Origin of the sequence: Roseburia sp. OM03-7AC (assembly GCF_003462625.1) — a bacterium.
Lineage (GTDB): Bacteria > Bacillota > Clostridia > Lachnospirales > Lachnospiraceae > Roseburia_C > Roseburia_C amylophila.
Map to the genome: position 1 here is coordinate 1 of NZ_QTZJ01000006.1, position 19,555 is coordinate 19,555.

Below are 19,555 nucleotides of genomic sequence, written 5' to 3' on the forward strand. Positions count from 1 at the left end.
TGATGTGACCCCAAAAAGTTAGACTTTTAAGCGTAGCAGTTTTATTGGCTGCTACGCTGTTTTTATGCAGCCAAGAGGCTAAGCCTGTATTGCACAGGACTCATCCATCCTAGTTTTTCTTTTATTCGTTGTTCGTTATAATACTTTATATATCGTTCTATTTCCGATTTCAATTCTTCATAGCTATAATAAACTACACCATAATAGATTTCTTGTTTTAATAGTCCGAAGAAATTTTCCATCACTGAATTATCGTGACAATTTCCCTTTCTAGACATACTCTGAAATATTCGTTCTCCTTTAAGGCGATATGAGTATGCTTTCATTTGATATGCCCATCCTTGATCCGAATGGAAGGTTCTTCGATAGGGACAATCAGATGTTACTTCTATTGCTTTTTCTAGAGCATCCATTACATTCTTGGTAGACGGGCGTTTATCAATACCAAAGCTTAGTATCTCTCCATTACACATATCCATAAATGTATCCAGATAAAGTTTGTGCATAGTCATATGTCCTTTAACATCAACTTCATAGTATTTAAACTCTGTTGTATCTGTGGTGATCTTCTGATGAGGTATATGTGTGTTAAAGCGTCTGCGAATTCTATTAGGCGCAACAGTTCCAACTTTTCCTTTGTATGAACTATATTTCCTACTCCTGCGTGTAAATGAGGTTACCTGTAATCCGAGTTTTTGCATGATTCGCTGAACTTTCTTTTTATTGATAACATATCCCTGATTGCGAAGTTCTCCTAGCATACGACGATATCCGTAATCCTTGTGAAGTTTTCTAATTTCAAGGATTTTTTCTTCGATTTCCTTATCAGGATTTTCTCTATCAAATCTTTTTTGCCAATACATATATGTTGCTTTAGGCATTCCTGTATATGAGAGAAGATATTTTAGTTTGAACTGTCTTCGGAGGCTGCTGATGATTCGCGCCGTTCTCTCATTTTTGCTTCGTCCTCTAAACGCAGTCTCCTCAGTTCTTTTAAAAAGGCATTCTCTATCCTTAACTTAAGAAGTTCATCCTCTAGTTCCTTTACATGTTCTACACTTGTATCAACAGGAGATTCTACAAGTGGTTTGTTTTGTGTATTGTTATCTGGTTTATCCAATATTTTCTTTCGACCTTTCTTACGTGGCCTCAACGCATCAGGTCCAGCTGCTCGAAAGCGATTAACCCAATCAACTATCATAGACGGGTTAGTAATTCCTTCTTGCAGAGCTAAATCTTGATATGAGATTTCACTTGATAAATATAACTCTACAACAAAAAGTTTCTTTTCGAAAGAATATTTTACTTGTTGACGTGAACGTTTTAACCCATCATCTCCAAAAGACTTATAATTATCCACCCATAACTTAACTTTACTATGAGAAGGAACGCCGTATTGCTCGGCGAGATATTTATAACCGCCTTCTCCATTCAGATAAGCATTTACAACTTTCTTTTTAAATTCATAACTATATTTAGACATAAAAATACCGACCTCCAATCGTTAGATTTTTGGGTCTAACTTTTAGGGGTCGGTACAAACTCAAAGCAATTCCTTTTTATCGTTTTTAAATTTCCGCCAGTACCTGCAGTGCCTGCTCTTTAATCAGAGGCAGGAAATGCTCATCGAAGTAAGCCTGCGAAGCACGGCTGTATTTCTCAGTGGAAGCGTATTCCGATAAGATGTTGCAGACCTTATTGAAATCTTCCGGAGAATGGTGTCCCTTGTGCAGTACCAGATAAAAGGCACTCTTATTCGGATTCTTGTAAAGGAAATTCCGGTCGTTATAAAAGCCATTTAAAATACGGGCAAGATTGCTGATTTTTTCTAAGCTGTCAAATACAAACAGCCGGGTAATGTCTACTACCGGTTCTACAACTGGCTTAGGTACAGGAGCAGAAGCCTTTTCTACAGGAGGTTCTGCCGGGGCAGCAGCCTTCACTGACTTGGCAAGTTCGCTCTTCTGCTTTTCCTGAAGCTGTTTGAAGAAGCCTAAAATGTCATCGGCTCCGGCAGCAGGAGTGCTCTTTGCATCTGCAAAATCCGGATATTCATTTTCATCCGGCTCTGAAAATTTGGAAAACCGGGTGTCTAACTCTTCCGGGTATTCTACCTTGGTAATAATAAGCAATACTGTATCTTGTGTCAGGGGAACGGCTTCTATCATAAGAGGCATATCCTCGGCTTCAAATCCAAATTCATAATTCGCCTGCTGCATCATGTCACGAAACAGGGACTTTGCTTTCTCCGTGCCATATGCTAACTCACTCAGCTTCAGATGGCGGTCATCTAAGTCTGCTCTGGTAAGTGTGCAGCGAATCTGGTTGTCATTCACTTTTTCAATTTTCATAAAAATCACTTCCTTATCTATAGAAAATTGTATGAAGTTTACGCCTATATTATAATGGAATCAAAAATACTTGTAAACCGGTAAAAAATATTAAAGTTTTCTAAAAAGTCTAAAAAAACAGATTTTCTATTGCAAAGCATAATTGCTTTGTGCTATAAACTATTCCAAGAGATGCGTTCCGGTTCCTTTGAAAGAAGGAAGGGGCGGAACATATAGAAACACAAATTTTGTTTGACAGATACGAGCTGTTGTCGGAGTTAGGAAGCGGCGCAGCAGGAAAGGTGTATCTTGCCAGACATCTGAAGTTGGAGACATATCGTGCAATAAAGTGTATTTCAAAGACACGTTCTATGCCGTCTTCAATTCTTTCTGAAGCAAACATTCTCGCTAAGTTACGACATCCCGGAATTCCAATTGTATATGATATAGAGGAAGATGAAGCCTTTTATTATATCATTGAGGAATATGTTGAAGGGGAATCGTTAGAGAAGTTGCTTTGGAATACGTCAGTTTCCCAGGAGTATATGATACAGATTGGCATACAGCTTTGCGGAATTGTTTCATTCCTGCACAGCCAGAAACCATTTCCGGTATTACATCAGGATTTAAAACCGTCACACATTATAGTATGTGGGAATCAGGTAAAATTAATCGATTTTGGAATTGCATCATATATTACCAGTCGTGGAAAAAATTATCAGAACTATGGAACAAAAGGTTTTGCGGCACCGGAGCAGTACGGGGAATATGAACTGCATACGGCAAGCGATATTTATGCAATCGGGGCTGTTTTTTTACTTTATATTAAGAAGCATTCTCACAAAAGCAGCCCGGCATTCCGGCATATCGCACAAAAAGCCACAAGAAAAAATCCAAACAAGCGTTACAAAAGCGCCGGGGAATTACAACAGGCACTGACCCGTGCGTTAAAGCAGAAGGGGAATCGGAAAGAGCATCTCTTAAAAAGCATATCTGTTGTGGGGGCAGAATCCGGAGTCGGAACCACCCATATAGCCATTGCACTGACTTCATTTTTTAATGCGGGGGGCGCAAATGCCCTGTATCGGGAAATTCAGTCCGAAAAGAGGGAAAAGATAAGTAATGTGGTGGAACAAATTGGGCGGAGCCGTGAGGCAGAGTGCGAAGAAGATATCGTCATCTGCCGGAATTTCCGGGGAAGTGAGTCTATCGGCAGCGGGGAAGATACACTCATTTTCGATTATGGAGCTGCAGTGGAAGAAGCCTGCATGGAAGAGGCTGAGATTACAGTACTCGTAGTGAATCTGTCTTTGTGGAAGCGGGAGGCTTCCATGAAAGCCTGGCAAACGTTACGTTGTGTACCAAATCTTAAAATTATCTGTAATCATAGCAGCCCCATGGAGGCGAGAGAATTTGCAGCTTTCATCGGAAGAGAAGTGTACTGTTATCCGAGGGACACAATGCCATTTGATGGTGGCAGAGAAAAGGAAGCATTCTTCACACAAATGCTTTCGAAGGAAGGGAGAAGATAACAAACCATGGAAGAAAGAAAAAGTATCGGAATATTTGGTGTGCAGCAGGGCGTGGGTGTGACGCATCTGTGCACTGCGCTGACCCATTACTGTGCGGACTGCCTGAAAAGTCACACGGCATTGGTGGAATTAAGTGGAAATCACGAATTGGAAGAACTGCAGAAACAGCAGCAGGGTAAATGGGGGCGGCCGGACAGAAAACACTATTTTGCAAATGCGGGAAGTGATAATATGCCGGAATATATCCGACAGGGCTATGAATATTACATCATAGACGGCGGAAGTGAGTTTTACAGGATTCGTCGGGAATTCTTGCGCTGTGACCGGAAGCTGATTCTGGTTTCCTTAAGTCCATGGAAACGAAAGGAATTAGAGTATTTTATGTCCGTCATATGGGAAGAGGAAAAGTGTTTGGACAATGTGACGTTTCTGGCACAGTTTGGGATGAAAAAAGATAAAAAAGATTTTCAGAAACAATACCGGATACCAATCCATACCCTTCCTTTTATGGAGGACCCGCTTCATTTAAAAGAAGCAGAGCGCCTGTTTTTAAAAACTTTAGTTTAACATATCACGAATGCTTATCCTTTTGGAAAAGGAAAGTAGAAAGCAGGCATGTAAATTTAACAGAAACCAAAAACAAAAAAAGATGAATAAATAGAAATATATGCTTTTGATGTGAGAAGGTTACCCTGAATGCTTACTCACACCGCTGCAGAATGCAGCACAATGTAAAGAAAAAGAAAGGTAAGAGGCACAGACAAAAATGATAGTCTGTGCCTCTTTTTACGCGGGAAACTCGCAAAGCGTGTTTCCAGGTGGTTTTTACTTGAAATTTTCCCACCAATGACGTATGCTTATGGCAAAGAAAACAAAAATGGAAAACCATAAGAAAATAGAACAGTAAAGTACAGGAGGACGCAGGCTTGGAGAGAACGCAGCGAACGAACAGACCGACAAATGGAAATAGAAATAGAAACAGGAACCGCAGACGGAACAGAAAAAACACGAAATTAGCACCGGTTATTGTGGTAATCGTATTGATATTACTGGTGCTGCTGATTGCCGTAGGAACGAAAATTATTCAGAAATATATTCCGAGTAAAGAGCATCAGGATATGACAGAATATTATCATTTACAGGCGGATGAGGATATTTCGCTGGTGGTGGATCATGAAGTGTTAGAGATACCAGGCAAATATATTGACGGCGAAGTATATGTGGATTATGAAACGGTACATGACCGCTTCAATGACCGTTTTTACTGGGATGCCAATGAAAATGTATTGCTTTATACACTGCCGGATAATCTCGTTACCGTGGCAGCAGGCAGTAATACTTATCAGGTAGGCAAGGAAAACCAGAGTGCAGATTATACAATTGTCCGGAATGACAGCAATACCATGTATCTTGCACTTGATTTCGTAGAGCAGTATACCAATATTACCCACGAAGTATATGAAGACCCGAATCGTACCGTAATCAATACCGTGTGGGGGGATGTGGATACAGCACCGGCGAAGAAGGCAACACAGCTTCGTTTAAAGGGCGGTATCAAGAGTCCAATCGTGAAAGACTTAGAAAAAGGTGAGACCCTGACAATTTTGGATGCAGGTGACAGCTGGACCAAAGCCATGACAGAAGATGGTGTTATCGGATACCTTAAGAATAAGTTCGTAGGAAAAGTAACCACTGAAACCTTGAACAATGATTTTACAGAGCCGGAATTTACCCATATTTCCAAGGACTTTACCATAGAAATGGCATGGCATCAGGTAACAACAAAGGATGCCAACAGCACCATTGCAACGGTATTGCAGAATACCAAAGGAATCAATGTAATCGCACCGACCTGGTTCTACTTAAATGATAATAATGGTAACATTGCAAACCTTGCATCGCTGGATTATGTAAACTACTGCCATCAGAATAATATTGAGGTCTGGGGACTGGTAAGCAATCTTGAAAATAAAGAAGTGGACACAGCTGCTGTTCTGACCCATACCTCTACCAGACAGTATCTGGTCAATCAGATTATTTCAGCAGCAATCCAGTACGATTTAGATGGAATTAACCTGGATTTTGAATCCTTAAACAGTGAAGCAGTGGGAGACAGCTATATCCAGTTTATCCGTGAACTTTCCTTAAAATGTGCAAACAACGGCGTGGTATTATCCGTGGACAACTATGTGCCGAGTGCTTATACCGCATTTTATGACCGGGAAGAACAGGCAAATTTTGCGGATTATGTAGTGATTATGGGATATGATGAGCATTATGCTGGTTCAGATGAAGGATCTGTTGCATCCATTGGATTTGTAACCAACGGAGTAGCCGATACCTTAAAGGAAGTACCTGCAGACCAGATCATTCTGGGATGTCCGTTCTATACAAGAATATGGGCAGAGACACCAAAAGCAGATGATGAAGAAGATACAACAGCTGCAGCAGCAGAGGATTATGTACCATATGATTTGACCAGCGAAGCTGTTGGTATGGATACGGTACAGAAACGTCTGGAATTAAATGGAGCAACGCCGACCTGGTCAGAAGAAGATGGGCAGAATTACGCAGAATATGTAAATGATGGGGTTACCTATAAAGTCTGGATAGAAGACGCAGCTTCCCTTGAGAAGAAGTTAGAAGTCATGAAGTCAAATAAACTTGCGGGAATATCTTTCTGGAAGCTTGGCTTTGAGACAGACAGCATCTGGGATACCATTATAAAATATACAAATAACTAAAGTGTAAAACCGCAACGGAGAGGCCCATGAAAAAGTTGTTATGGATATTTCCGAAGAATTCTCCAGGGATGGCGACAAAGTAGTGGAAGCCGGACAGGAACTGAAACGGATTGTAGTAGAGATTACCGAAGAAATTGCGAAGTTTAAAGTGGATTAACAGATAAAACAGGATAATTGAGCCGGCACTTTCATATTTATTATAAAGAAAAGAATTAGGAAGTGTGGTTTGAAAAAAAGAATGGAATTATATATGGCGGTTCTTCTACTGGTGGCAGTATGCCTGTTATCAAAAGAAGGAGCAGTGCTGGTAAGCAGCATGCGGGCAGCAGAAGAAAAGCCATGTATCGTTGTGGACGCAGGCCATGGCGGTGATGACCCGGGCAAAATCGGGATTCACGGCGAACTGGAAAAGGACATTAACCTTGCCATTGCAAAGAAGGTAAAAGCCCGTCTGGAAAAAGAAAATATAACAGTGATTCTGACCCGGGAGACAGACGAAAGTCTTGATAAAGGGGAGAGCGGCAGCAAAAAGGTGGCAGATATGCGTAACCGCTGCCGGCTGATTGATGAGGCGAAGCCGTTATTTACCATAAGTGTCCATCAGAACAGTTATACGGAAGAGTCCATAAGCGGAGCCCAGTGCTTCTATTTTGGACAGTCCGAGGAGGGCAGAAAAATTGCCGGGATTATGCAGGAAAGCCTGCGGTCGCATCTGGATACGGAAAATAAGCGGGAAGCAAAAGCCAATGAGAGTTATTATCTCCTGAAAAAAACGGCATATCCTACGGTAATCGTAGAATGCGGCTTCTTAAGTAATTCCGAGGAGGCCGCGAAATTATCTACCGGGGAATATCAGGAGGCAGTGGCAGAAGCTATTGCAGATGGAATTCTAGACTGTCTGGGCAATGAAACAGCAGATACAGAAGAAGCCGGCATGAGTAATGAGACTGCAGATACAGAAAAACAGAAAGTGAAACAGCATTGAAATGCATCAGAAATAAAGAAAGATTACAAAAAAGATTCCAGCCATAATGGTCTGGAATCTTTTGCTTTCTTATATTTTTTTCGGGTTTAGCCCATCACAGAAAAATGATAGAGTGTCTTGGAACGGAAATTCTCGCCTGCTTTTAAAACAACAGGAGGGAAATGTTCGATATTGATCGCATTTGGATAATGCTGTGTCTCTAAACATACTGCGGAATATGGCGGATAATCTTTGCCATCAATTCCTTTCTGATGAAGGGTATAACAAGGGACATAGAGCTGTACACCTGGCTGGTCGGTAAAGCAGGTCATCCGTATGCCGCTTTCCATAGACTGTAAAACAGCCGCCTCTCTTAAGCCATCCCCGTTGATTACAAAGTTATGGTCGTAAGTACCACCTAATTTTAACTGGGCATTGTCACAGTGAATGCCGTCACCGATTTTCTTCATCTCACGGAAATCAAATGGGCTTCCCTCCACAGAGAGAAATGCACCGGTAGGACACTGTGTGTCATCCAGTTCTGTAATCGCATCTGCATCAATGCGTAATTCCTGATCTAATACGGTACCGTTTCCTTCCCCATTCAGATTGAAATAACCATGGCTGGTAACAGAAAATACAGTATCCTGATCACAGGCTGCATCGTAAACAATAGATAATTCATTGTCTTCAGACCATCCGTAGGTAACGGAAACTGTAAGGTTACCCGGATAACCTTCTTCTCCATCCGGAGAAATGCGGGTAAAAGTAACTTTATCATCTGTAATTTTTCCGGTCCATACACGCTGACCAAATCCCGTAGGACCACCATGCAGGTGGTTTGGCCCATTATTAATGGCAAGATTGTATTCTTTATCATTTAAGGTAAAGTGCCCTTTGGCGATACGGTTGGCGCATCGACCGACAACAGCTCCCAGGCTGGCATCATCAGCAAGATACTCATCGGCATTCATTAAGCCTAAAATTACATCGGTCAGTTTTCCCTCTTTATTCGGAACCATAATCTTAATAATACGACATCCATAATCCGAAAGTGTAACGGAAGCACCGGATGCATTTTCAATAGTATAAAGGGAAATCGGCTTATTATCTTTGGTCATGCCAAATTCGCTTTTTGTAATTTTCATCTGGAAACTCCTTTCCATAATATTCTAGTGAACATACTGATTATGCCACACTTAGGGCTACATAGCAAGTAGGAAGTGCGGTTTTCGGGTGTTTTCGATTTTCGATGGAAATGGATTTTGAAAACAATTCCAGTTCTTGAACACATAAAGGGAACGTGATATAATAGGCGTTATGAAAACAGAAGTGATAAAAATAGATCAGAATAATATGGATACAGAAGCACTGGAACGTGCAGCCGCAATTATCCGGGATGGAGGGCTGGTGGCATTTCCAACTGAGACGGTATATGGACTGGGCGCAGATGCACTGAGTGCAGAGGCATCGAAGAAAATTTATGCGGCAAAGGGAAGACCATCTGATAATCCTTTGATTGTCCATGTGGCAGAATTTTCAGACATGGAGAAAATCGCACAGGAGATGCCGGAAGAAGCAAAGAAACTTGCAGATGCATTCTGGCCGGGCCCGCTGACCATGATTGTGCGCAAGAATGATAAGGTTCCATATGAAACTACAGGGGGGATGGATACGGTGGCAGTCCGCATGCCAAATCACCCGGTTGCACTGGAACTGATCAGGAGAAGCGGTGGATATATTGCGGCACCGAGTGCCAATACATCCGGTAAACCGAGTCCGACTCTGGCAGAGCATGTAGCATTTGATATGGATGGCAGAATTCCGATGATACTGGATGGGGGTCCTGTGGGAATTGGAATTGAATCCACGATTGTTGATCTGACAGAAGACATACCAATGATTTTAAGACCGGGCTATATTACACCGAAAATGTTAGAAAAGGTAATCGGGGAAGTGAAAATGGATCCTGGAATTATTGCTTCGGATTCGCTGCAGAAGCCGAAAGCACCGGGAATGAAATATAAGCATTATGCACCGAAAGCAGATTTGATTCTGGTAGATGGAGAAGAAGAGAAGGTAGTAGCAAAGATTAATGCTTTGGCAAAGGAAGCGGTTCTGCTGGGAAAGAAGGTAGGAATCATCGGAACAGACGAAACGATAGACCGTTATCCGGAAGGCGAAGTGGTAAGTATTGGTGCACGCAGTGATGAGGATGCAATTGCAAAGCATTTGTATAAACTGTTGCGGGACTTTGATGAGAAAGAAGTAGATATTATTTACTCCGAGAGTTTTGCAACTCCGCGTATTGGGCAGGCAATTATGAATCGTCTGCTGAAGGCTGCAGGACATCAGGTGATTACAGTTTAGAGGAGGTTTTTATGAAGCCATACGATCGCATTGTATTCGTGGCGGAAAGCGGAACATGCAGGGCACCCATGGCGGCCGGTATTTTTCGGGAATATTCCCTGAATCATCCGGTAGAAGTGTTAGTGAGAGGCCTTGTGGTATTATTCCCGGAACCACTGAATCAGAAGGCAGAAGCTGTTATGATAAGCAATGGCATTAACATGGAAGGTTTTATGTCAAGCCAGATTACAGCAGGGGATTTTGGCGAAGATACATTGGTGCTTACAATGGAAGCACAGCAGAGACAGAAATTATTGGAAATGTTTCCGGAGGCGAAGGAAGAAAATGTCCAGGTACTGACGGAGTTAGTAGGGGATGAACTGGAAATCTTAGATCCTTACGGCGGCACACTTCAGTCATACGGGCTTTGCTTTGAGACCATGAATAAGAGTATAAAAAAATTAGTGAAATTATTAAACGAAGGAGAATGATATGTCAAAAGTATTTGTAATGGATCATCCACTGATTCAGCATAAAATCGGCTGGATAAGAAGAAAAGAAACGGGTTCTAAGGAGTTCCGTACATTAATCAGCGAAATCGCTATGTTAATGTGCTACGAGGCAACCAGGGATTTGAAACTTACCGATATCGAAATCGAGACTCCAATCTGCAGGACAACTGTAAAGGAGTTAAAAGGAAAGAAACTGGCAGTGATACCAATCTTGCGTGCAGGTCTTGGAATGGTAGACGGAATGCTTGCAATGATTCCTGCAGCAAAAGTCGGACACATCGGACTTTACCGTGACCCACAGACATTAAAACCGGTAGAATATTACTGCAAGCTTCCGGAGGATTGCGATGAGCGTGAAGTATTTGTTGTAGATCCGATGCTGGCAACCGGTGGTTCTTCTATAGCAGCTATCCAGATGTTAAAAGACAGAGGTGTAAAGAATATCCGGTTTATGTGCATCATTGCAGCACCGGAAGGTGTAAAGGCAATGCAGGAAGCACATCCGGACGTAGATATTTATATCGGAGCATTAGATGAGAAATTGAATGAGCACTGCTATATCGTACCAGGACTTGGTGATGCAGGAGACAGAATATTCGGAACAAAATAAGTTCGAAGATATATGAAATGTGAAGGGTTCTTAAGTTGAGAGGCTTGAGAACCTTTTTTACATTACTGTCTGGCGCAGTCCACATCCTTCACTTTGAATACGGCATAAAGCCTGCAAGGGACACTAAGAATTTCGAAAAAGATACAGTCTATTCCGGCAACCGGTGCAAATTCACATCCATGTTCATCTGCACCTCACCGGCACATCCCTGTGCCGGTGTTGCCTAGAAACAGACGAAATTCCAAGTGCCCCTAACAGCCTTTATCATGTATCCCAAGTGAAGGAAGCGGGCTTCGCCCATCAAGTGGCAATCAAATATTCTATTGAGCCAAATGCACCGTTAAGAAACTCATCAGGCTTCCTGACAAGCTTACTGTTTATCTGCTTATCGAAAAACGAGTCCATCGCTTCTTTGAATTTAAGAACTGTGTCATTTCCATGAAAATCTCACAGAAACCGTATAAAACCATAAAAAAATATGGTAAAATAGCAACAGAAAAATAGCAGCGTAATGATAATAAAATGCGAAGCAGAAATAATGAAAAGTGAAATAAAAGAAAATGTAAAAAACCGCAGCAAGGAGGAAATAAAATGAGCCAGAAACGGGAAGACTATATTAGTTGGGATGAATATTTTATGGGCGTGGCAATGTTATCCGGAATGCGCTCCAAGGATCCGAATACACAGGTGGGAGCCTGCATTGTCAGCGAGGATAACAAGATTCTTTCCATGGGATACAACGGACTGCCGAAGGGCTGCTCCGATGATGAATTTCCATGGGTAAGAGAAGGTGCACCGCTTGAGAATAAATACTTTTATACGACACACAGCGAACTGAATGCCATCTTAAATTACCGGGGTGGTTCATTGGAGGGAGCGAAAATGTATGTGTCCCTGTTCCCTTGTAATGAGTGCGCCAAGGCAATCATTCAGGCTGGAATCAAGACTATCGTATATGACAGTGACAAGTATCAGAATACACCGGCAGTTATTGCTTCCAAACGGATGTTAGATGCGGCAGGCGTGCGCTATTATCAGTACACCCACACCAACCGGGAAATAAATATTACCTTGTAACGACTGGAGAAATAACGAACAATGGCAGAGGTTTACAACCAATTGAACAAATGACGAAGGTGCAGGAAAAACCCACTGGTAATATTTGTTAAAATTATGTAAAATTGTAAAATCATAAAGCTGATTTATAGACATTTTTCATAAAATATTTATAGACAATTTCCTCAAAAATGATATAATGAGCGTAAGCGAGTCATCGTGCTGACACGTTTGACGAACGGCGAATGTTGATTGTGAGCTGTATCTGCTCACAATATAATGAGCATAAGCGAGTGCAAATGGAAAGCGATTTGTTTTGAAACTTTTTGATTAGAAAGGGCATTTGTCTGATATGCATTGAAATGCCAGCAGTTCTTAGATATGTGTTTTGCTTGATTGTGAACTGTCTTTTCGCTGCTTTGACCGGCTGCCCGGTTGTCCGTCTGCTACAGATACTTCCACAAACCCGTAAGGAGGTCTAGGCATTCTGACAAATAAGTTTGTGATTCCGGCAACCGGCGCAAATTCATATCCATATTCAACTGCGCCTTGCAGGCACATCCATGTGCCTGCATTGCCGGTTGCATAACAGAATGCCAAGACCTCCTAACAGGCTTGTTTATGTATCTGTATGCAGGCGGACAACCGGTGCAGACTGTCAAACATTGGAAAGACTGTTTTAATATCAGAAAGCAAAACATATATCTTAGAACTGCGGTATTTCAGGGCAGAAGAAAAGTCCTTTCTATATCAAAAAAGTTTCTAAAATAAAAGCTTAGTATTTGCAGAGTGTTTCACGAAAATGTAAGGAAAGGAGCTATTCATGAAGAACAGAAATAAAGTGTATGATTCATTGATTTTAATCATGCAGTTCGGTATCAACATGATAGTTCCTATTTTTTTATGTGTTGGACTCGGGGTTTTTATTTACCGAAGATACGGGCATCCGTGGCTGGTGATTCTGCTGTTTTTCCTTGGGGCGGCAGCGGGATTCCAGAATTGCTACCGGATGGCACAGAGGCTTTGGCAGAAAAAAGACACGGGAAAGGTTAAATCAGATGTTAAAAAGGATAAATGATGCATTACCGGAATTGATTCTGGGAATCCTTATATACGAAATTGTGGTGGAATTTACCGGTATCTGGTTTGTAAAGGACAAATTGGGATATTCCATCGGCCTTCTGATTGGAGCAGCAACCGCAATCGGAATGGCAGTCCATATGGCAGTGGTTCTGCGGGACAGTATGGATATGGCAGAATCCGGAAGGACAAGACGGATCGCATTGCAGTATGTGCTGCGGTATCTCGTAGTTGTAGCAGTCTTTTTTGTTACGGCATACTTTGAAATAGGCAATGTGATTGTAGCATTTGTGGGAGTAATGGGATTGAAGGTTGGAGCTTACGTTCAACCCTTTACACATAAAGTAATTTTAAAACTTTTAGGGAGAGGTGATGAATCTTCTTAGGGTGAAGAAAAATATAATATAAGGAGGTGAAAGCGTGGATAACGGAATTTTAGCAGCGGGTGCCCAGGATATAGATTTTATGATTCATGGACTGTTTTCCTATAAGATTTTCGGACATGAGGTATGGATTACGACTTCTCATGTATGTATTCTGATAATCATGCTGATACTGATTGCCTTTTCGTTTATTGTAAAACACAAGATGAAAGCGGCAACGGAGGTACCGGGCGGATTCCAGAATGTAGTAGAACTTATGGTGGAAAAATTAGATGGCGTGGTTGACGGTGTCATGGGGAAAAATGCACCGAAGCTGGTGAATTACATCAGCACCATTTTTATCTTTATTCTCATGAGTAATATATCTGGATTATTCGGGCTAAGACCGCCTACCGCAGATTATGGAACGACACTGGCGTTGGGACTTATCACCTTTTCGCTTATCCATATCTGTCAGATAAAGTACCAGAAACCAAAGAAAATCTGGGAAGATATGTGTTCGCCGTTACCACCATGGCTGCCACTGTGGCTGCCAATCAATATCATCAGCGAGATTGCCGTGCCGATTTCCCTGTCACTTCGTTTGTTTGCAAACGTATTATCAGGAACCGTAATGATGGCATTGGTCTATGGACTGTTGTCCAAGATTGCAATTGTCTGGCCGGCAGCGCTTCATGTGTACTTTGATTTGTTCTCAGGAGCAATTCAGACGTATGTATTCTGTATGTTGACTATGACATATGTGAACCAGCAGATGGAAACAGAATAGAACAGTATAAGGAGGATTTATAATTATGAACATTACAGGACAGGATTTAATTTTAGCATGCTCAGCAATTGGTGCAGGACTTGCAGTTATCGCAGGTATCGGACCTGGTATTGGACAGGGTATTGCAGCAGGACACGCAGCAGCAGCTGTAGGCCGTAACCCGGGAGCAAAAGGAGATATTATGTCAACCATGCTTCTTGGACAGGCAGTAGCAGAGACTACCGGTCTTTATGGTCTGTTGATTGCAATGCTTCTGCTTTTCGTAAAACCACTGGTATAAAGTGCGAAGGAATGATTACGAAAAGAAAGGAGGCACAGCAGGAAGAAAATGACCAGATTATTTAATCTTGATTTTCAGTTATTGCATGATACCATCCTTATGGCGATATCCGTTTTCGTATTGTTTACCGTAATGTCTTATAACCTTTTCGAGCCGGTTCGTAAGATGTTAAAGGGACGTCAGGAGAAGATAAAGACGGAACTGGAATCTGCGGCAAGCGACCAGGCAGAAGCAGCAGAATTAAGACAGCAGTATGAAGAGAAGCTTAAGAACGTCGATAAAGAGGCGGAGGTTATCTTAAGTGAAGCCAGAACCAAAGCCCTGCGCAATGAGAACCGCATCATTGGCGAGGCAAAGGAAGAGGCTGCGCGGATTATCCGGCGTGCCAATGAAGAGGCAGAACTGGAGAAAAAACGCGTGATGGATGAGATGAAACAGGAAATGATAGAAATTGCATCTATGATGGCAGGCAAAGTGGTAGCCGCATCCATTGATACAACAATACAGGATGCCCTCGTGGAAGAAACCTTGAAAGAGATGGGTGATACAACATGGCAAAATTAGTTTCCAAAACATACGCAGATGCATTGTTTGAACTCGCCGTGGAAAAGGGATGTGAAGATGCCTGGTTAGAAGATGCGAAAGCACTTCTTGAGATTCTCCATGAGAATGAGGAACTGGCAAAATTGATGAATCATCCGCAGATTGTAAAAGAAGAGAAGATTCAGATCATTGAAAACATATTCAAGGGAAAGACCGCGGACGAAATCGTGGGATTGATGTGCCAGCTGATAGAAAAAGACCACTTTAAGGACATGGAAAGTGTGTTTACATGCTTTGTGGATTCCGTAAAAGAATATAAAAATATCGGAACGGCATATGTTATTTCTGCGGTGGAGCTGTCAATGCAGCAGAAAGATGAAATCGTAAAGAAACTATTAGAAACCACACATTATGTAGAAATTGAAATGAATTATGAGGTGGATGCATCACTCATAGGAGGCATGGTCATCCGCATAAAAGACAGGGTAGTGGACAGCAGTATCAAAACCAGGCTGCAGAAGCTAACCAGTGAATTATCCAAAATACAGTTGAAAGTAGGTGAAACCGCTTCATGAAATTGAAACCAGAAGAAATCAGTTCCGTTATCAAAGAGCAGATCGAGCGGTATGCATCCCAGCTGGAAGTGGCAGACGTAGGAACTGTCATTCAGGTGGCAGATGGAATTGCACGAATTCACGGCCTTGAAAATGCAATGCAGGGAGAACTTTTGGAATTCCCGGGCGAAGTATATGGAATGGTGCTGAACTTAGAGGAAGATAATGTAGGTGCGGTTCTGTTAGGAGATAAGCGTTCCATCAACGAAGGTGATACCGTAAAGACCACCGGACGTGTAGTAGAGGTTCCGGTCGGAGATGCATTACTGGGACGAGTAGTAAATGCGCTGGGTCAGCCGATTGATGGAAAAGGACCGATTGAGACGGAGAAATACCGCCAGATTGAACGTGTGGCATCCGGTGTTATTTCCAGAAAATCTGTAGATACACCATTACAGACCGGTATTAAGGCAATCGATTCCATGGTGCCGATTGGACGTGGACAGCGTGAGCTTATCATCGGAGATAAGCAGACCGGTAAGACGGCAATTGCAATTGATACCATCATTAACCAGAAGGGACAGGGCGTAAAATGTATTTACGTTGCCATCGGTCAGAAAGCATCTACCGTAGCATCCCTGGTAAAAACATTAGAAGAATTCGGTGCATTAAGCTATACCACAGTTGTTGTATCAACAGCAAGTGAGCTGGCACCATTACAGTATATTGCACCGTATGCAGGATGTGCAATTGGTGAAGAGTGGATGGAGAACGGAGAGGATGTATTAATCGTTTATGACGATTTGAGTAAACATGCTGCTGCATACCGTACCCTTTCCTTGCTGCTTAAGAGACCACCAGGACGTGAGGCTTATCCGGGAGATGTATTCTATCTGCATTCCAGATTATTAGAGCGTGCAGCAAGACTTTCCGATGCTTTGGGTGGAGGTTCCCTGACTGCACTGCCGATTATCGAGACACAGGCAGGAGACGTATCCGCATACATTCCGACCAACGTAATTTCCATTACAGACGGTCAGATTTATCTGGAAACAGATATGTTTAACGCTGGTTTCCGTCCGGCAATCAATGCAGGACTTTCCGTATCCCGGGTTGGTGGAGCTGCGCAGATTAAGGCAATCAAGAAAATTGCAGCACCAATCCGAGTAGAGCTGGCACAGTATCGTGAGCTGGCAGCATTTGCACAGTTTGGTTCTGAGCTGGATGCTGATACCAAAGAGAAATTAGCACAGGGCGAAAGAATCCGTGAAATGTTGAAACAGCCACAGTATCAGCCGATGCCGGTGGAAAAACAGGTAGCAATTATTTATGCTGCAACCAAGAAATATTTACTGGATATTCCGGTGGATGAGATTCTGGCATTTGAAAAAGCATTGTTAGAACTGATTGATACCAAGTATCCGGAGATTTTCGAATCCATTCGTGAAACAAAACAGTTAGACGAAGAAACAGAGCAGAAATTAATTACAGCAATTGAAGCATGTAAGAAAGATTTCAAATAGGCATGTAATATGGTAAAAGGCGGTGAGAGACTATGGCGTCCATGCGTGATATAAAGCGGCGCAAAAGCAGTATTTCCAGCACACAGCAGATTACAAAGGCCATGAAGCTTGTTTCTACCGTAAAACTGCAGAAAGCGAAGGGACATGCAGAACAGGCAAATCCGTATTTTAATTATATGTATCAGACCGTAACTTCCATGCTGGCAAAGAGCGGTTCCATCAATCATCCTTACCTTACCGGTAAAGATTCCGAGCAGAAGGCAGTGATTGTAATTACCTCGAACCGTGGACTGGCAGGAGGCTATAATGCGAATGTCGTAAAGCTGATTACAGAGAGTGACCTTCCAAAGGACAAGCTTTCTATTTATGCAGTTGGTAATAAGGGAAGAGAGTCCTTAGAACATAAGGGATATTCCATTGTAAAGGAACTTCCGGAGCTGATAGAGACACCGGCTTATGATGAGGCGTCCGCATTGGCAAGGGAAGTGCTGGCAGCCTATGAAAAAGGTGAAGTTGGCGAAATTTACCTTGCTTACACACATTTTAAGAATACGGTGGTACATGAGCCGAAATTAATCAAGCTTCTTCCGGTGGATATCGAAGATATGCCGGAGCAGGAAGAAGATAATGTGCTGATGAATTATGAACCAAACCAGGAGGAGGCGCTTAATTTAATCATACCAAAGTATGTAACGAGCCTTCTTTATGGAGCACTGGTAGAAGCAGTAGCCAGTGAAAATGGTGCAAGAATGCAGGCAATGGATTCTGCAACCAGCAATGCAGAGGATATGATCAGTGACCTGTCACTGAAGTACAATCGTGCCCGTCAGGGTTCCATTACACAGGAGCTGACAGAGATTATAGCCGGAGCATCGGCAATTTCTTAATCATATCCATAAGAATAGAGAATAAGGAGTGATAGAAAAAGATGGCAGAAACAAATATTGGAAAAATCACTCAGATAATAGGTGCTGTATTGGATATTAAATTTACCGAAGGAAAGCTTCCGGCAATCAACGAAGCAATCCGTATTACCAGAAAAGATGGTGAAGTTCTGGTAGTAGAGGTATCACAGCATTTAGGAGATGATGTCGTACGTTGTATTGCCATGGGACCAACCGATGGATTAATCCGTGGCATGGATGCAGAGGCAACCGGTGCACCGATTTCCGTACCGGTAGGTGAGCATACCTTAGGCAGAATGTTTAACGTATTAGGCGAGCCAATTGATAATGAGGCTCCACCACAGGATGTGGAATATATGCCGATTCACCGGAAAGCCCCAAGCTTTGATGAACAGGCAACTTCTACAGAAATGTTAGAGACAGGAATCAAGGTTGTTGATCTTCTCTGCCCGTACCAGAAGGGTGGAAAAATCGGACTTTTTGGTGGCGCAGGAGTAGGAAAAACCGTATTGATTCAGGAATTGATTCATAATATCGCAACCGAGCATGGTGGATATTCCGTATTTACCGGTGTAGGTGAGCGTACCCGTGAGGGAAATGACCTTTATTATGAAATGAAGGAATCCGGAGTTATTGATAAGACCACCATGGTATTCGGTCAGATGAACGAGCCGCCTGGAGCACGTATGCGTGTAGGTCTTACCGGACTTACCATGGCGGAGTATTTCCGTGATAAAGGTGGAAAGGATGTACTGTTATTCATTGATAACATTTTCCGTTTCACACAGGCAGGTTCTGAGGTGTCTGCACTGTTAGGACGTATGCCTTCCGCAGTAGGATACCAGCCGACCTTACAGACTGAGATGGGTGCATTGCAGGAGCGTATCACTTCTACCAAGAATGGTTCCATTACATCCGTTCAGGCAGTCTATGTACCGGCGGATGACCTTACTGATCCGGCTCCGGCAACTACATTTGCCCATCTGGATGCCACTACTGTACTGGATCGTTCTATCGTAGAGCTTGGTATTTATCCGGCAGTAGACCCACTTGGTTCTACATCCAGAATCCTTGACCCTCGTATTGTAGGGCAGGAGCATTTTGAAGTAGCCCGTGGAGTACAGGAGATTCTTCAGAAATATAAAGAATTACAGGATATTATTGCAATTCTTGGTATGGATGAGCTGTCAGAAGAGGACAAGCTGGTAGTAAGCCGTGCAAGAAAAGTACAGCGTTTCTTGTCACAGCCATTCTTCGTAGCAACCCAGTTTACCGGTCTTGATGGAAAATATGTACCGGTAGCCGAGACCATCCGCGGCTTCCGTGAAATCTTAGAAGGAAAGCATGATGATGTACCGGAGAGCTATTTCCTGAATGCCGGAAGTATTGACGAAGTACGTGCCCGTATGAAGTAAGGGGTG

At 42.5% G+C, this 19,555-nt stretch carries 21 protein-coding genes; 17 read left to right on the forward strand and 4 right to left on the reverse strand.

Features of this window, described 5'->3' with window-relative positions:
• Positions 1 to 62 precede the first annotated feature (62 nt).
• A protein-coding gene (locus DXB39_RS11165; protein WP_243006023.1) for an IS3 family transposase occupies positions 63 to 1,483 on the reverse strand; the annotation gives its coding sequence in 2 pieces (ribosomal slippage) (positions 63 to 997 and positions 997 to 1,483; 1,422 coding nt in all).
• 85 nt (positions 1,484 to 1,568) lie between these two features.
• Positions 1,569 to 2,351, reverse strand: a complete 783-nt coding sequence (locus DXB39_RS11170; protein WP_117841856.1) for an adaptor protein MecA — start codon at positions 2,349 to 2,351, stop codon at positions 1,569 to 1,571.
• Positions 2,352 to 2,578: 227 nt separating this feature from the next.
• Between DXB39_RS11170 and DXB39_RS11175 the strand changes: the two genes are divergently transcribed.
• The 4 genes from DXB39_RS11175 to DXB39_RS11190 all read left to right on the forward strand — a co-directional run bounded on the left by DXB39_RS11175 (position 2,579) and on the right by DXB39_RS11190 (position 7,591).
• Entirely contained in the window at positions 2,579 to 3,862 is a 1,284-nt protein-coding gene (locus DXB39_RS11175; RefSeq protein WP_158561554.1) for a serine/threonine protein kinase, read from the forward strand.
• Positions 3,863 to 3,868: 6 nt separating this feature from the next.
• Positions 3,869 to 4,429 (forward strand): hypothetical protein, encoded by a 561-nt coding sequence (locus DXB39_RS11180; protein WP_117698869.1) that lies wholly within the window; start codon positions 3,869 to 3,871, stop codon positions 4,427 to 4,429.
• 359 nt (positions 4,430 to 4,788) lie between these two features.
• Positions 4,789 to 6,606, forward strand: coding sequence for a glycosyl hydrolase family 18 protein (locus DXB39_RS11185; RefSeq protein ID WP_199535136.1), 1,818 nt, complete (start codon positions 4,789 to 4,791; stop codon positions 6,604 to 6,606).
• A gap of 226 nt (positions 6,607 to 6,832) precedes the next feature.
• Positions 6,833 to 7,591, forward strand: coding sequence for an N-acetylmuramoyl-L-alanine amidase (locus DXB39_RS11190; protein ID WP_117841858.1), 759 nt, complete (start codon positions 6,833 to 6,835; stop codon positions 7,589 to 7,591).
• Between the two features lie 86 nt (positions 7,592 to 7,677).
• Here the strand turns inward: DXB39_RS11190 and DXB39_RS11195 are convergent, their stop codons facing one another.
• Entirely contained in the window at positions 7,678 to 8,718 is a 1,041-nt protein-coding gene (locus tag DXB39_RS11195; RefSeq protein WP_117841859.1) for an aldose epimerase family protein, read from the reverse strand.
• 172 nt (positions 8,719 to 8,890) lie between these two features.
• On the opposite strand from DXB39_RS11195, the gene DXB39_RS11200 reads away from it, so the two are divergent.
• The 4 genes from DXB39_RS11200 (at position 8,891) to DXB39_RS11215 (ending at position 12,118) form a co-directional block, all read left to right on the forward strand.
• Positions 8,891 to 9,940, forward strand: a complete 1,050-nt coding sequence (locus tag DXB39_RS11200; protein WP_117841860.1) for an L-threonylcarbamoyladenylate synthase — start codon at positions 8,891 to 8,893, stop codon at positions 9,938 to 9,940.
• An 11-nt stretch (positions 9,941 to 9,951) separates the two neighbouring features.
• Entirely contained in the window at positions 9,952 to 10,410 is a 459-nt protein-coding gene (locus tag DXB39_RS11205) for an arsenate reductase/protein-tyrosine-phosphatase family protein (protein ID WP_117841861.1), read from the forward strand.
• A 1-nt stretch (position 10,411) separates the two neighbouring features.
• On the forward strand, positions 10,412 to 11,041 hold the full coding sequence (upp, locus tag DXB39_RS11210) for a uracil phosphoribosyltransferase (protein ID WP_117698874.1): 630 nt from the start codon (positions 10,412 to 10,414) through the stop codon (positions 11,039 to 11,041).
• 591 nt (positions 11,042 to 11,632) lie between these two features.
• On the forward strand, positions 11,633 to 12,118 hold the full coding sequence (locus DXB39_RS11215) for a deoxycytidylate deaminase (RefSeq protein WP_022242836.1): 486 nt from the start codon (positions 11,633 to 11,635) through the stop codon (positions 12,116 to 12,118).
• A gap of 354 nt (positions 12,119 to 12,472) precedes the next feature.
• On the opposite strand, the gene DXB39_RS11220 is transcribed toward DXB39_RS11215, so the two are convergent.
• The gene (locus tag DXB39_RS11220; protein ID WP_117841862.1) at positions 12,473 to 12,697 is read right to left on the reverse strand and encodes a hypothetical protein; all 225 of its coding nucleotides are present in this window, start codon (positions 12,695 to 12,697) and stop codon (positions 12,473 to 12,475) included.
• 223 nt (positions 12,698 to 12,920) lie between these two features.
• On the opposite strand from DXB39_RS11220, the gene DXB39_RS11225 reads away from it, so the two are divergent.
• From DXB39_RS11225 to atpD, 9 genes are all read left to right on the forward strand, one after another.
• Complete coding sequence (locus tag DXB39_RS11225) at positions 12,921 to 13,175, forward strand: AtpZ/AtpI family protein (protein WP_022242837.1); 255 nt, start codon at positions 12,921 to 12,923, stop codon at positions 13,173 to 13,175.
• On the forward strand, positions 13,156 to 13,563 hold the full coding sequence (locus DXB39_RS11230; protein WP_117841863.1) for an ATP synthase subunit I: 408 nt from the start codon (positions 13,156 to 13,158) through the stop codon (positions 13,561 to 13,563). Before DXB39_RS11225 ends, DXB39_RS11230 begins: the two co-directional genes overlap by 20 nt.
• Positions 13,564 to 13,642: 79 nt before the next feature.
• Entirely contained in the window at positions 13,643 to 14,329 is a 687-nt protein-coding gene (atpB, locus tag DXB39_RS11235; protein ID WP_117698891.1) for a F0F1 ATP synthase subunit A, read from the forward strand.
• A gap of 25 nt (positions 14,330 to 14,354) precedes the next feature.
• A complete protein-coding gene (gene atpE, locus DXB39_RS11240; RefSeq protein ID WP_007890533.1) occupies positions 14,355 to 14,609 on the forward strand; it encodes an ATP synthase F0 subunit C in 255 nt (84 codons plus the stop codon).
• Positions 14,610 to 14,657: 48 nt separating this feature from the next.
• Positions 14,658 to 15,173: a F0F1 ATP synthase subunit B gene (gene atpF / locus DXB39_RS11245; RefSeq protein ID WP_117698877.1), complete on the forward strand. Its 516-nt coding sequence runs from the start codon at positions 14,658 to 14,660 to the stop codon at positions 15,171 to 15,173.
• Positions 15,161 to 15,727 carry an ATP synthase F1 subunit delta gene (gene atpH, locus DXB39_RS11250; RefSeq protein WP_117841864.1) on the forward strand — a complete coding sequence of 189 codons (567 nt, stop codon included), beginning with the start codon at positions 15,161 to 15,163 and terminating at the stop codon, positions 15,725 to 15,727. The genes atpF and atpH overlap by 13 nt, the downstream gene beginning before the upstream one ends.
• Positions 15,724 to 17,229, forward strand: coding sequence for a F0F1 ATP synthase subunit alpha (gene atpA, locus DXB39_RS11255; protein WP_022242842.1), 1,506 nt, complete (start codon positions 15,724 to 15,726; stop codon positions 17,227 to 17,229). The genes atpH and atpA overlap by 4 nt, the downstream gene beginning before the upstream one ends.
• A gap of 32 nt (positions 17,230 to 17,261) precedes the next feature.
• Positions 17,262 to 18,116, forward strand: coding sequence for an ATP synthase F1 subunit gamma (atpG, locus tag DXB39_RS11260; protein WP_117841865.1), 855 nt, complete (start codon positions 17,262 to 17,264; stop codon positions 18,114 to 18,116).
• A 41-nt stretch (positions 18,117 to 18,157) separates the two neighbouring features.
• Positions 18,158 to 19,549 carry a F0F1 ATP synthase subunit beta gene (gene atpD, locus DXB39_RS11265; RefSeq protein ID WP_117841866.1) on the forward strand — a complete coding sequence of 464 codons (1,392 nt, stop codon included), beginning with the start codon at positions 18,158 to 18,160 and terminating at the stop codon, positions 19,547 to 19,549.
• Positions 19,550 to 19,555 lie beyond the last annotated feature (6 nt).

Coding starts and splice junctions, on each gene's coding strand:
- DXB39_RS11170 (WP_117841856.1), bottom strand. CDS start 2,351: ATGAAAATTGAAAAAGTGAATGACAACCAGATTCGCTGCACACTTACC.
- DXB39_RS11180 (WP_117698869.1), top strand. CDS start 3,869: ATGGAAGAAAGAAAAAGTATCGGAATATTTGGTGTGCAGCAGGGCGTG.
- DXB39_RS11195 (WP_117841859.1), bottom strand. CDS start 8,718: ATGAAAATTACAAAAAGCGAATTTGGCATGACCAAAGATAATAAGCCG.
- DXB39_RS11200 (WP_117841860.1), top strand. CDS start 8,891: ATGAAAACAGAAGTGATAAAAATAGATCAGAATAATATGGATACAGAA.
- DXB39_RS11205 (WP_117841861.1), top strand. CDS start 9,952: ATGAAGCCATACGATCGCATTGTATTCGTGGCGGAAAGCGGAACATGC.
- upp (WP_117698874.1), top strand. CDS start 10,412: ATGTCAAAAGTATTTGTAATGGATCATCCACTGATTCAGCATAAAATC.
- DXB39_RS11215 (WP_022242836.1), top strand. CDS start 11,633: ATGAGCCAGAAACGGGAAGACTATATTAGTTGGGATGAATATTTTATG.
- DXB39_RS11225 (WP_022242837.1), top strand. CDS start 12,921: ATGAAGAACAGAAATAAAGTGTATGATTCATTGATTTTAATCATGCAG.
- DXB39_RS11230 (WP_117841863.1), top strand. CDS start 13,156: ATGTTAAAAAGGATAAATGATGCATTACCGGAATTGATTCTGGGAATC.
- atpB (WP_117698891.1), top strand. CDS start 13,643: ATGATTCATGGACTGTTTTCCTATAAGATTTTCGGACATGAGGTATGG.
- atpE (WP_007890533.1), top strand. CDS start 14,355: ATGAACATTACAGGACAGGATTTAATTTTAGCATGCTCAGCAATTGGT.
- atpF (WP_117698877.1), top strand. CDS start 14,658: ATGACCAGATTATTTAATCTTGATTTTCAGTTATTGCATGATACCATC.
- atpH (WP_117841864.1), top strand. CDS start 15,161: ATGGCAAAATTAGTTTCCAAAACATACGCAGATGCATTGTTTGAACTC.
- atpA (WP_022242842.1), top strand. CDS start 15,724: ATGAAATTGAAACCAGAAGAAATCAGTTCCGTTATCAAAGAGCAGATC.
- atpG (WP_117841865.1), top strand. CDS start 17,262: ATGGCGTCCATGCGTGATATAAAGCGGCGCAAAAGCAGTATTTCCAGC.
- atpD (WP_117841866.1), top strand. CDS start 18,158: ATGGCAGAAACAAATATTGGAAAAATCACTCAGATAATAGGTGCTGTA.